Annotated in this window: 10 protein-coding genes; 9 read left to right on the top strand and 1 reads right to left on the bottom strand. The window is 65.6% G+C overall.

The annotated features are described in order from the left end of the window. Positions 1 to 420 precede the first annotated feature (420 nt). The 7 genes from AB7G19_RS29785 to AB7G19_RS29815 all read left to right on the top strand — a co-directional run bounded on the left by AB7G19_RS29785 (position 421) and on the right by AB7G19_RS29815 (position 9471). Positions 421 to 1827 (top strand): hypothetical protein, encoded by a 1407-nt coding sequence (locus AB7G19_RS29785; protein ID WP_085400616.1) that lies wholly within the window; start codon positions 421 to 423, stop codon positions 1825 to 1827. Between the two features lie 272 nt (positions 1828 to 2099). Then, positions 2100 to 2303, top strand: coding sequence for a hypothetical protein (locus AB7G19_RS29790; protein ID WP_063984531.1), 204 nt, complete (start codon positions 2100 to 2102; stop codon positions 2301 to 2303). A 60-nt stretch (positions 2304 to 2363) separates the two neighbouring features. Next, positions 2364 to 3014 (top strand): hypothetical protein, encoded by a 651-nt coding sequence (locus AB7G19_RS29795; RefSeq protein WP_071915558.1) that lies wholly within the window; start codon positions 2364 to 2366, stop codon positions 3012 to 3014. Between the two features lie 287 nt (positions 3015 to 3301). Further along, complete coding sequence (locus AB7G19_RS29800; RefSeq protein ID WP_063984534.1) at positions 3302 to 4297, top strand: NAD(P)H-dependent flavin oxidoreductase; 996 nt, start codon at positions 3302 to 3304, stop codon at positions 4295 to 4297. A gap of 25 nt (positions 4298 to 4322) precedes the next feature. Then, entirely contained in the window at positions 4323 to 5291 is a 969-nt protein-coding gene (locus AB7G19_RS29805; protein ID WP_085400614.1) for a quinone oxidoreductase family protein, read from the top strand. A 256-nt stretch (positions 5292 to 5547) separates the two neighbouring features. Next, positions 5548 to 6921: a cation-efflux pump gene (locus tag AB7G19_RS29810; protein ID WP_085400612.1), complete on the top strand. Its 1374-nt coding sequence runs from the start codon at positions 5548 to 5550 to the stop codon at positions 6919 to 6921. Positions 6922 to 7140: 219 nt separating this feature from the next. Further along, entirely contained in the window at positions 7141 to 9471 is a 2331-nt protein-coding gene (locus AB7G19_RS29815) for a PAS domain-containing sensor histidine kinase (RefSeq protein WP_085400611.1), read from the top strand. 215 nt (positions 9472 to 9686) lie between these two features. On the opposite strand, the gene AB7G19_RS29820 is transcribed toward AB7G19_RS29815, so the two are convergent. Next, the gene (locus tag AB7G19_RS29820) at positions 9687 to 10580 is read right to left on the bottom strand and encodes a LysR family transcriptional regulator (RefSeq protein WP_014496684.1); all 894 of its coding nucleotides are present in this window, start codon (positions 10578 to 10580) and stop codon (positions 9687 to 9689) included. 224 nt (positions 10581 to 10804) lie between these two features. Between AB7G19_RS29820 and AB7G19_RS29825 the strand changes: the two genes are divergently transcribed. Both AB7G19_RS29825 and AB7G19_RS29830 read left to right on the top strand, forming a co-directional pair. Next, complete coding sequence (locus AB7G19_RS29825; protein ID WP_354112452.1) at positions 10805 to 11281, top strand: formate dehydrogenase subunit gamma; 477 nt, start codon at positions 10805 to 10807, stop codon at positions 11279 to 11281. Further along, positions 11278 to 12834 carry a formate dehydrogenase beta subunit gene (locus AB7G19_RS29830; protein WP_354075125.1) on the top strand — a complete coding sequence of 519 codons (1557 nt, stop codon included), beginning with the start codon at positions 11278 to 11280 and terminating at the stop codon, positions 12832 to 12834. The genes AB7G19_RS29825 and AB7G19_RS29830 overlap by 4 nt, the downstream gene beginning before the upstream one ends. Positions 12835 to 12839: the final 5 nt, after the last annotated feature.

Here is a 12839-nt window from a genome sequence, read left to right on the forward strand (position 1 = left end):
GGCGGCTCTGTACTTCGCTCTTTCGTTCGCTGCGATCTTCGTGGTCTGGTTCGCCGACAAGATGCGCACGAACTTCCTCGGGAAATGATAGCCCGAGGCTCGCCGGCTCGCGCCGACGCCTGCTGCTAGCCTCCCCGAAAGGGGCCCACGCAGTGCCGTAGCCCGGATGGAGCGAAGCCTAATCCGGGACGGGCGTTTCTGCGCGCGCAGACCCCGGATTGCGCTTTGCTCCATCCGGGCTTACAGGCCTTGCCCCGCTCCCCGGGAAAACCTGGCACCCTGCTCTCCGCCAATCGACTGACGCAACCGGCAGTGGATCGCGCGACCGGAAACATCTGGCAACCCCGCCCGCCCCTTGATCTCGGTTCCGCTCTCCAATAGCAACTATGGCGAGAATGTGTCCCGGGTGGGGAAGTCACGATGTGGCTGTTTTTCGTGGTTGCCTGGTTTGTCCTGCTAGCCGCCATCGCGATCCTCGCCCAACAGGCGTTTGGTTATGACGTCGCGCACTTGCCTGCCCTGTTTGCGGACCTGCCTATGCCGCAGCGTATCGCAACCGGCGCGATCGTGACGCTCGGGCTGGCGCTGATCGGCGCCCCCGCCTGGCGGCTCTCGCGTCAGGATCGCCGCCTCAATACCCTGCGCGACCGCCTCAAGAAGACCCGCGAGGATGTCGTCGTCGCCCACGCCCTGCAAAACCACCTCGACGCCACCGTCCAGCACCTGATCGAAAGCGATCCCCGCGAGGCCGTCTCCGCCCTCCACGACAAGCTGGGCGAGACTGAGCAGCGCGCCCTACTCCAGCAGGGCCGAAACGAATCCACCGACATGCACGACCAGCTCGCCGAGATCCGCCGGCGCCAGCAGGGGGTGCGAGAGATGGTCGGCAAGGTCGCCGACCAGCGGCGCGCGGTCGAGCCTGTTTTCACCGAGATCCGCGACCGCCAGAACCAGCTCGAACGCTCCCTGCTCGACCTCGAGACCGACGACCGCAAGAATAACCTCGCCGACCGCCTGAAGGACGTGGCGCGCGACGTATCGGCGCTGCTGTCACGGGTGAACGCGGTCCAGGACACTTTCGTGACCCTCAACCAGTACAAGGAAGATCTGGCGAAATCCCATGCCGAACTGGTCCCGCTGCGCTCATCGGACGCCGGCATCAATGCCCTGATCGGCGAGCTCGGCCTCAGCCATGACCGTCTGGCCAAGAGCATCGACGAGCTCGAGACCGGCGGCGAGGCGCCGCTCGACACTCGCGTCGAGACGCTCTCGAAGAACAAGATCGAGATCGCGCAGCGCCTCGCCCGCATCGACGACAGCTTCAATATCCTGAAAGCGATCCGGCTCGATTTCGAGGAACTCGGCCAGCGCCAGGCCCAGCTCGAACGCTCGCTCGCCGACGTCGAAACCGACCCCGAGGGCAAGACCCTCGTCGACCGCCAGAACGCGCTGAACGATTTCGTCCTCCAGTCGCGCCAGCGGCTCGGCGCGTTGCAGGAGACGCTGGCGACGCTGAACGCCTTCAAGACGGAGTTGTCGAAGTCGCAGGCCGACCTCGTTCCGCTGAAGGCGCCGGTGTTCGGCATCGAGGCCATGATCGCCGAGGTCGGCGCCACCCGCGATCTCCTTGCGAACACCGTCGGCGAGATCGAGGCGAACGGCGACGTCACCCTCGCCTCGCGCGTCGATGCCCTCGCCAGGAGCAAGCGCGAGGTCGAAGACCGCCTCGCCCGCATCTTCGACAATTTCAACGCGCTCGATGCCTTGCGCAAAGACATCGGCGGCATCTTCTCGACGATCAGGAACAGCCTGAACCGAATCGGGTGAGAAGCCCGAGCTGCGTAGGATGGGTAGAGCGCAGCGAAACCCATAACCACGATCACCGTGGAAAGGGTGCGATGGGTTTCGCTTCGCTCTACCCATCCTACAGCCCGCAATCACGCCGCGCCGAAACATCCAGACACATCATATCTCCGCGCACCCGATCAATGCCGCCAACATGTCCCGCGGGTGCCGCAACTTGGACGCATTCGGCCGCCTTCTATGAGGCGTGTCTGGGGGCACGGCCGTGCCGTGTTTGGACCAAACCTTCTAGGGGTATGACTGTGAAGAAAATTGTAATTGCTCTGGGTGCGACGCTTGCTCTGGTGACGGCTGCGAACGCTGCGGATCTGCCGCGTCGCCAGCCCGTTCCCGTCTATCCTGCGGAGCAGGCGCCGATCGGCAAGATGCCGATTGGCAAGAGCCCGATTGGAAAGGCCCCGATCGGCAAGGCGCCCGGCCCGGTCGCTGCGCGCTACTGACGCGCAACGGAAATACGCGCAAGAAATCTGCGTAAGCGGCCGGTAGTCGAGGGGCACAACGTGACGAACACATCTGATCGATCGGGATCCTGCATCCTCGCGGGATTCGCTCTCGCGGCGATGCTCGCCTGCACCACCCCCTCGGCCTCGGCCCACGAAGCGAACAAGCGCGTTGCCGACGCCAATGCGCTTGCTACGACCGACGCCGCATCACGACCGGCGCCGCAATCGACGCGGCGCTCCGTCGCACGCGCAGAGAAAGGTCCCTACTACGTCGACTTCCGCGCGCGGACGGCGGCGAGCTGGGGCCATGCGTTCGTCTGGTACGGCAAGACCAGCGAGCGCGCCGTCGAAGTCGCGGGCCTCACGCCCGCCGGCGACACTTGGGCCTATGTGCTCGGTCACCTCACCTGGGTGCCAGCCGAAACCGGCGCGAGCTACGGCGATCTCGATCCGGACTATCTGACCGCGAACTACCGCGTCTATCTGAGCGAAGCCGACGCCAAGCGCGTCTTCGCCTATATCAAGAAATTGCAGGCGAGCTCGCCGGTCTGGAACGCTGAGACCACCAACTGCACCGGCTTCATCGGCGACATCGCCGAGTTCATGGGCCTGCAGGTCCCCTACCGCTGGCAGCGCCCGGAAAAATTCGTCAACAGCCTCAAGGAAATGAACGGCGGCCGCCAGATGGTGCGGCTGTCGGCGGAGTAGTTCTACCGTCATTGCGAGCGCAGCGAAGCAATCCAGAGTCCCTCCGCGGAGACAGTCTGGATTGCTTCGCTGCGCTCGCAATGACGGTGTTGAAGCAGCGGGGCTAAGAACCGACTCAGCGGTGCCGGCCTGACGGAAACCGGCGTCCAATTATCCGCCCTGCGGAATCACCCTCATCGCTCGCATGACGCCCCGCACGCCCGGCTGATAGACTTTTCCTACCCCCGGCGGCATCCTGCCGCCATCAACCGATAACAGAGCGCCACGCGAGGCGGGGGAAACAGATCATGCTGCAGACACGGTTCACAAAGCTCGTCGGCGTCGAGCACCCGATCGTCCAGGGCGGCATGCAATGGGTCGGACGCGCCGAGCTGGTCGCCGCGGTCGCGAACGCTGGCGCGCTCGGCTTCATCACGGCGCTGACCCAGCCGACCCCGGAAGACCTGACCAAGGAGATCGCGCGCTGCCGCGACCTCACCGACAAGCCCTTTGGCGTCAACCTCACCATCCTGCCCGCGATCAAGCCGCCGCCCTACGCCGAATACCGCGCCGCCATCATCGAGGCCGGCATCACCGTGGTCGAGACCGCCGGCAACAAGCCGCAGGAGCATGTCGATGAGTTCAGGAGGCATGGCGTCAAGATCGTGCACAAATGCACCAGCGTCCGCCACGCGCTCTCGGCCGAGCGCATGGGCGTCGACGCCATCTCGATCGACGGGTTCGAATGCGCCGGCCACCCCGGCGAGGACGACACCCCCGGCCTGATCCTGATCCCGGCCGCCGCCAACAAGATCAAGATCCCGATGATCGCCTCGGGCGGCTTTGCCGATGCCCGCGGCCTCGTCGCCGCCCTGGCGCTCGGCGCCGAGGGCATCAACATGGGCACCCGCTTCATGGCCACCAAGGAAAGCCCGATCCACCAGCTCATCAAGGAGAAGATCGTCGCCAATGACGAGCGCGAGACCGAGCTGATCTTCCGTACCATGCGCAACACCTCGCGCGTTGCCAAAAACGACATCTCGACCAAGGTCGTCGCCATGGAGAAGGAAGGCGCGAAGTTCGAGGACATCCGCGAGCTGGTTGCGGGCGCCCGTGGTAAGATGGTCTATGCGACCGGCAATTCGGACGAAGGCATCTGGTCGGCGGGCCAGGTGCAGGGCCTGATCCAGGACATCCCGAGCTGCGCCGAGCTGATCTCCCGCATCGTGCGCGAGGCCGAAGCCATCATTCGCAGCCGGCTCGAAGGCATGATCGCTCATCCGAGCGCACAAGCCGCTGAATAATCACTGCAAGAAGCGAGAGTAATTCATGAAGGCTTATGTCTACGGCCCTGACGGCGCTCAGATTTCCGACGTCGCTCAACCAAAGCCTAAGGGCACGCAGGTGCTGGTCCGCGTCCGCGCCTGCGGGCTGAACCGCGCCGACACCGGCATGCGCAAGGGCCACGCCCATGGCGCCGCCGGCGGTGCCGGCACCGTGCTCGGCATGGAATGGGCCGGCGAGGTCGCCGAGCTCGGACCGGATGCCAAGGGCGTGAAGGTCGGCGACCGCATCATGGGCTCGGGCGGCGCGGCGTTCGCCGAATACACCCTGGCCGATCACGGCCGGCTGTTCCGCGCGCCATCGAACATGAACTTCGAGGAAGCCGCCACCCTGCCCGTCGCGCTCGCGACCATGCACAACGCGGTCGTCACCGTCGGCGGCATTCAGCCCGGCCAAGCCGTGCTGATCCAGGGGGCGAGCTCCGGCGTCGGTCTGATGGCGATGCAGATTGCGAGGCTCAAGGGCGCCAAGCTCGTGATCGGCTCGTCGACCGATCCCTATCGCCGCGGCCGGCTTAGGGAGTATGGCGCCGACCTCGCCGTCGACTCCTCCGACCCCAAATGGGTGGACGAGGTGCTGAAGGCGACGAACGGCGAAGGCGTCGACCTCATCGTCGACCAGGTCTCGGGCAAGGTCGCGAGCCAGAACCTCGCCGCCACCAAGGTCAAGGGCCGCATCGTCAATGTCGGCCGGCTCGGCGGCACCCATGCCGATTTCAACTTCGACCTGCATGCCGCACGCCGGATCGACTATGTCGGCGTCACCTTCCGCACCCGCACCATCGAGGAGGTCCGCGAGATCTTCGACGAGGTCCGCAAGGACATCTGGGGCGCGGTCGAGTCACGCAAGCTGCAGCTGCCGATCGACAAGGTCTATGCCTTCGCCGACATCGACAAGGCGTTCGAGCACATGGAGGCGAACAAGCATCTGGGGAAGATCGTCGTGACGCTGTGATGCCTGGCCGGGCGACGAGCGCGCGGTCTCGTAGGGTGGGCAAAGCGAAGCGTGCCCACCACAGCGGTTGATCAGGAGACACTTGTTGGTGGGCACGGCGCTACGCGCCTTTGCCCACCCTACGAGACTGAGCCAGTGGCATAAGCGAGCATTCAATTCGGAAGCATTCGCAATAGTTTCGCTCCTGCAACTCACTCGCGACTACAGCTGTGGATCGTCGCTTGATGTTCAGCCCTAGGCTGCTAAATCCCCGGCCATGAGCGCACAGCACAACAAGACCTCGGTCGCCGCAATCTCGATCTTCGCCAGCGGCGGCATGGCAGCGGCCAAGTTTGCGGTCGGGATCGCGATCGGCTCGCTGGCGCTGATTTCGGAGGCCCTGCATTCCTCGATCGACCTGGTCGCGACCATCATCACCTGGGCGGTGGTGCGGGTGTCCGACAAGCCGGCCGACGAAGAGCACCATTACGGCCACGGCAAGCTGGAGAGCATCTCCGCGCTCGGTGTCACCGCCCTGCTCTACGTGCTGGCCGGGGGCATCCTGGTCGAATCCTACAGCCGCCTGCGCGAGGGAACTCCGCCGCCGACCATCTCGGCCGTACCGTTCGTGGTGCTGGTGATCGACATCGTCGTGAACTTGTGGCGTGCCCGCGCCCTGCACCGCGCCGCACGGGAAACGCGCAGCCAGGCGCTCGCGGCGGACGCGCTGCATTTCGCCTCCGACGTACTCGGCTCGTTCGCCGTGATCATCGGCCTGATCCTGGCCGCCCTCGGCTTCTGGTGGGGCGACGCCGCGGCCGCTGCCGCCGTCGCCGTGATGATCGCCCTGCTCGGCCTGCGCATGGCCGGCTCGACCGTGCAGACGCTGGTCGATCGCGCCCCCGAGGGCGCGCAGGAGAAGGCCACGGCCGCGATCCTTGGCGTGCCCGGCGTGATCGACGTCGAGCGGTTGCGGCTGCGCATGGTGGGCGCGACCATGTTCATCGACACCATCGCGAAGGTGCCGCGAACCTATCCGATCGACCGCGTCGAGGAGATCAAGCGCAAGGCGCAGGCGGCGGTCGACAAGGCATTCGGCGACGCCGACCTTACCTTCACCGCCGTCCCCGTCGCGCGCGACAACGAGACCGTGCGCGACCGGATCATGGTCATCGCACACAATTCCGGCCTCGCCATCCACCACGTCACGGTGCACGACCTCGGCGCCAAGCTCATCGTCGGCATCGACCTCGAGGTCGACGCCGGGATGCAGCTCGACGCCGCCCATGACATCGCCAACACGCTGGAGCGCAGCATCCAGGAGGAGTTCGGCGCCGACGTCGAGGTGGACGTCCATATCGAACCATTGGAACCGGAACTGCCGTTCGGGGTCGATGCCGTGCCGGAACGGGTGCGGGCCATCGCCTCCGCCCTGACGGAATATGCCGCCGGCGGCGAGATCTACGACATCCACAATGTGCGTGTCCGCAACACCGACGCCGGCGAGATCGTCAATTTCCACTGCCGTGCCACGCCCTCGATGAGCGTGATCAAGGTGCACGAGCATGTCGACGCGATCGAGCGCGCGCTCCGCCGCGCGTTCCCGAGCGTGAAGCGCGTGATCAGTCACGCCGAGCCGCCGCGGGCGTGACGCGAAATGTGCGGGGAGTCACATGTTCTCGTTTCGGACTCGCCACGCACGTAAGTTTGCGGACGCAAAGTGCGCGTTGGATAAGAATAAATTCGCGTTAACGATTCGTTGACTCTCGACAGCCTGCGAAAACTGGATTCAAATCGGTCATGATTCGGAAGCGATGTGGGGCTGCTTCCGAACTTAAGTTGCAAGCAGGTTTTCCAGGGGGCAGAAGGCATGTCGCGTGCAGACGCCGCGAACGTGCGCGTCCAATCCGATTCGATCAAGGGATTGGCGCAATCGATCGCGAAACCTGCCTATCATCGGCTCCTGATCGCGGAGCCGGCGCTGCGCCGCGCCGTGCCGACGCTGATCATCGCGTTCCTGGTCACGATCTGTCTCGGCGCGTTCGTGCAGGTCGTCGATCAGACGCGCCAGAAGCGGCAGGTGCTCCGCCACGACATCTCGGCGCTGGCCGACCTGCTCGCAGAGCGGATCGATCGCCTGACCTCGTCGCGGCAGGAGCGGCTCAAGAACATCGAGAACCTGCCGACGCTGCTGCCCGATCTGATCCCGTCCTGGGGCACGGCCTCCGGCCGCCACGTCGTCGTCACCTCGGCCGGCGTCGACCGCCGCATCCTCGCCCGCATTCCGATCGACCGCGACCCCTCAGGCAACGACCGCCTGCTCGATGCGATCACCACGGCGCAACTGGTCGCGGCGCCGCCGCGCGACAACAACGTCTCCGACATGACGCTGCCGAACGGCAACGCCGCGATGGTGACCTCGCGGCAGATCAAGTCGCTGCCGGGCCTCGTCACCGTGATCCAGGAGCGCAACGAGCCGATCTGGGGCTCGGACGCCGCGCTCTCGGTGACGCTGTCGGCGACCACCGGCTTCGTGGTCCTGATCCTCGGCTTCGCCTTCCACTGGCAGTCGACCCGCGCCCGCGAGGGCGACCTCATCAACGACGCCGTGCGCGGCCGCATCGACACCGCGCTCAACCGCGGCCGCTGCGGCCTGTGGGACTGGGATCTGTCGCGCGGCCGGATCTTCTGGTCGCAGTCGATGTTTTCGATGCTCGGCCTCGACGGTCGTAACGAGCTCCTCACCTTCGGCGAGGTCAACGCGCTGGTGAAGTCCGACGACATCGACCTGTTCGAGATCGCCGACCAGCTCATCTCCGGGAAGATCGACCATATCGACCAGACCTTCCGCATGCAGCACGTCGACGGTCACTGGATCTGGCTCCGCGTCCGCTGCGAGAAGACGCACGGGGCGACCGATTCCAGCGTGCACCTGATCGGGATCGCCGTCGACATCACCGAGCAGAAGAGCCTCGCCGAACGCACCGTCGAAGCCGACCTCCGCCTGCGCGACGCCATCGAGACCATTCCGGAGGCCTTCGTGCTGTGGGACGCGAGCGACCGCCTCGTGCTCTGCAACTCGCACTTCCAGCGCCTGCACAAGCTGCCCGACAGCGCCGTCATCCCCGGCACCTCCTACGAGACCGTGCTCGAAGTCGGCCGCATGCCGGAGGTGCGCACCCGCCACAACGAGACGGCCAGCCAGGGTCCGGGCGCACGCACCTTCGAGGCGCAGCTCGACGACGGCAGCTGGCTGCACATCAGCGAGCGCCGCACCAAGGACGGCGGCTACGTCTCGGTCGGCACCGACATCACCCGCATCAAGGAGCACGAGCAGAAGCTGGTCGACAACGATCTGCGCCTGCGCGCCACCGTCATCGACCTGAAGCGCTCCCAGGCGGCGCTGGAGCGCCAGACCAACGAGCTCGCCGACCTCGCCGAGAAGTATCAGCGCGAGAAGACCCGCGCCGAGGAAGCCAACCAGACCAAGTCGAAATTCCTCGCCAATATGAGCCACGAGCTGCGCACGCCGCTCAACGCCATCATCGGCTTCTCCGAGATCATGGGCTCGGGCATGTTCGGCGAGCTCGGCTCGGAGAAGTACCAGGAATACTGCCAGGACATCCTGACCAGCGGCCATTACCTGCTCGAAGTCATCAACGACATCCTCGACATGTCCAAGATCGAAGCCGGCCGCATGAAGCTCGACATGGAAGAGCTCGACCTCGGACAGACGCTCGCGGAGTCCCTCCGCGTCGTCTCCGGCCGCGCGCAGGACAAGCATCTGACGCTCGACGCCGGGATCGAGAAATCGATCTCGGTCGTTGCCGACCGCCGCGCGACCAAGCAGATCATCGTCAACCTGCTCTCCAATGCGGTGAAATTCACGCCCGACGGCGGACGCATCGTGGTGCGCAGCCGGCAGCTCGACGACAAGATCGTGCTGTTGATCGCCGACACCGGCATCGGGATCGCGCCGCATTCGCTGGCACGGCTCGGCCGCCCGTTCGAGCAGGTCGAGAGCCAGCTCACCAAGACCTACCACGGCTCCGGACTTGGACTTGCGATCGCGCGCTCGCTGGCGCAGCTCCACGGCGGCTCGATGCGGCTGCGCTCGAAGATCGAGGTGGGCACCGTCGTCCGCGTGACCCTGCCGCGCGATGCGATCAAGGCGGCGTCCGGGATGTCGGCTGCGGCCTAGAGCATGGCGGGAAGCTCGCCTGCGGCCATCCTTCGAGACGCCCGCCTCCGGCGGGCCCTCAGGATGAGGGCAGAGTGCGCAGCAGCAGTTTCAGCGAACACCGATACAACGGAGCCTCATCCTGAGGAGACCGCGAAGCGGTCGTCTCGAAGGACGAGGCGCTTGCTCGGGCCCTGCCGAACCGGTATCCACTTCGCTCGAAAACGCTGTAGACCCTACAATTGCAGCGACGGCGCCACTTCGCGCGCGACGTTGACCAGCGCCGCGATCAGCGGCGTCATCGGATCGCGCTGCGGGATCACCATGCCGATGCTGTAATTGACATCAGGATCGGTGATCGGGATCGAACGCACCGTATCGGACAGGCCGAGCGTCTCGGCAAGCTTGGCCGGCATCACGCTCGCCCAGCGCCCCGTCTTCACATGCGTGAACAGCACGAGCAGCGAGTTCGAGGTCAGGGTTGGCGTCGCCTCCGCGCCGACCGAGCGGAGCGCGCGGTCGATGATGCGGCGGTTCTGCATGTCGGGCGTCAGCAGGCACAGCGGCACCTGCCCGACCTCCTTCCACGTCACCGTCTCGCGATCGCCGAACATTCCATCCGGCGCGGTCAGCAGGCGATAGCTCTCGTTGTAGAGCGGAATGGTGCGCACCTTGCCGATCGGCTCGTTCTCGATATAGGTCAGCCCCGCATCGACCTCGAGATTTTCGAGCAGCCCCAGCACCTCGGATGAGGTGGTGGACTGGATGCGAAATCGCACCTCGGGATGCTTGGCGCGGAACGGCGTCGTCAGCTGGGCGACCATGCCGAGCACGGTCGGGATCGCCGCGATGCGGATTTCGCCGGAGAGCTGATGCTTCAGCCCGTTGATCTCGTCACGCATGGCGCGGGCATCGCCCACGATCCGCCGCGCCCAATCCAGCGCGCGCTCGCCCTCGGGGGTAAAACCCTGGAAGCGGGAGCCGCGCTGGACCAGCATCACGCCGAGGATCTCCTCGAGCTGCTTGAGCCCGGTCGACATCGTCGGTTGCGTCACGCCGCAGACTTCTGCAGCGCGTCCGAAATGCCGCTCCTTCGCCAGCGCCAGCAGCAGTTCAAGCTTGTCGATCAACCGGTCGTCCCCTCGGATGCCATCGTGGCATGCAAGCTAGCACGGCAGGTCATTACCAACACGGAAAAACCGGCAAGCGGAACGCGATTAATTGCATTTCCGTATCGCCCGATTGCGCTTCCAGATCGATCAGAATTCGCAATCGCAGCATGAGACAGCTTTATTGATCTTCGAACGATTCCAAATAGTTTGCGATCAAGGGACGCTCAATCTGAGAACAAAGAATGACAGCGGTTTACGAGCCTTGGGACGAGACGCGCGGCGCAGAGATCATCGCCGAACATGCGAAGCAAGAGGGCGCGACGCTGGTCATCCTGCACGCCCTTCAGAAGGCGTTCGGCTATGTGCCGGAGGCGGCGATCCCCATGGTGGCGCAGGCGCTGAATCTGTCGCGCGCCGAGGTGCATGGCGTGTTCACCTTCTACCATGATTTCCGGCACAAGCCGGCCGGACGTCATGTCCTGAAGCTTTGTCGCGCGGAAGCGTGTCAGGCTGCGGGCGGCGATGCTCTCGCTGCGCGCGCCGAGGCGAAGCTTGGCGTGCCCCTCGGCAACACGACCGCCGATGATCGCGTCACGCTGGAGCCGATCTACTGCCTCGGGCTGTGCGCGACCGCACCGTCCGCCATGCTCGACGGCCGCCTCATTGGCCGGCTCGATGAGAAGCGCCTCGATGCACTGGTCGCGGAGGCACAGCGATGAGCATGCGTCTATTCGTCTCACGCGATGCGGGTGCGATTGCGGTTGGCGCCGACGAGGTTGCGCTGGCGCTGGAGCAGGATGCGGCCAAGCGCGGCGTTGCAGTCGAGATCGTCAGGACCGGCTCGCGCGGCATGTACTGGCTGGAGCCGCTGGTCGAGGTTGCGACGCCGCAGGGCCGGATCGCGTTCGGCCCGGTCACCGAGGCCGATGTGCCCTCCCTGCTCGACGCCCTCGCCAGCAACACGCCGCATCTGCTGCGGCTGGGCGCAACCGACGAGATCCCCTGGCTGAAGCGCCAGACCCGTCTCACCTTCGCCCGCTGCGGCGTGATCGATCCGCGCTCGCTTGACGACTACCGCGCCCATGGCGGCTACAAGGGCCTCGAGCGCGCGCTGTCGCTCGGCTCGGATGCGATCCTCGCCGAGGTCACCGCATCCGGCCTGCGTGGCCGCGGCGGTGCGGGCTTCCCCACCGGCATCAAGTGGAAGACCGTCGCGCAAGCGAAGGCCGACCGCAAATTCATCGTCTGCAACGCCGACGAAGGCGACAGCGGCACCTTCGCCGACCGCATGATCATGGAAGGCGACCCCTTCCTGGTGATCGAGGGCATGACGACCGCCGGCATCACCGTCGGCGCGACCAAGGGCTACATCTACATCCGCAGCGAATACCCGCACGCAGTCGAAGCGATGAACGCGGCCATCAAGGCAGCAAAGCGCGGCGGCTATCTCGGCGACAAGATCGGCGGCTCCACCTACAGCTTCGATCTCGAAGTGCGGGTCGGCGCCGGCGCTTACGTTTGCGGCGAAGAGACCTCGCTGCTGGAAAGCCTCGAAGGCCGCCGTGGCCTGGTCCGCGCCAAGCCGCCGCTGCCCGCGCATCACGGCCTGTTCGGCGAGCCGACCGTCATCAACAACGTGCTGTCATTCGCCGCCATCCCCTTCATCCTCGCCGAAGGTGCCAAGGCCTACGCTGATTTCGGCATGGGCCGCTCGCGCGGCACGATGCCGATCCAGCTCGCCGGCAACATCCGCCATGGCGGGCTGTTCGAGACGGCGTTCGGCGTGACGCTCGGCGAGCTCGTCGACGACATCGGCGGCGGCACGTTCACGGGCCGTCCGGTTCGCGCGGTGCAGGTCGGCGGCCCTCTCGGCGCCTACTTCCCGCGCGCGCTGTTCGACACCCCGTTCGACTACGAAGCCTTCGCCGCACGCGACGGCCTGATCGGCCATGGCGGCATCGTCGTGTTCGACGACAGCGTCGACATGCGCAGGCAGGCGCGCTTCGCCATGGAATTCTGCGCCATCGAATCCTGCGGCAAGTGCACGCCCTGCCGGATCGGCTCGACCCGTGGCGTCGAGACCGTCGAAAAGATCATCCGCGGCGAGCGCGTGAGCGAAAATCTCGCGCTCGTCGAAGACCTCTGCAACACCATGAAATTCGGCTCGCTCTGCGCACTCGGGGGCTTCACGCCCTACCCCGTGCTCAGCGCGTTGAAGCATTTCCGGGAAGATTTCATCCCGGCCCCGACCACGCTTCAGGCCGCGGAATAGGAGAA

The organism is Bradyrhizobium sp. 215_C5_N1_1, from assembly GCF_052075935.1.
Taxonomy (GTDB): Bacteria; Pseudomonadota; Alphaproteobacteria; order Rhizobiales; family Xanthobacteraceae; genus Bradyrhizobium; species Bradyrhizobium barranii.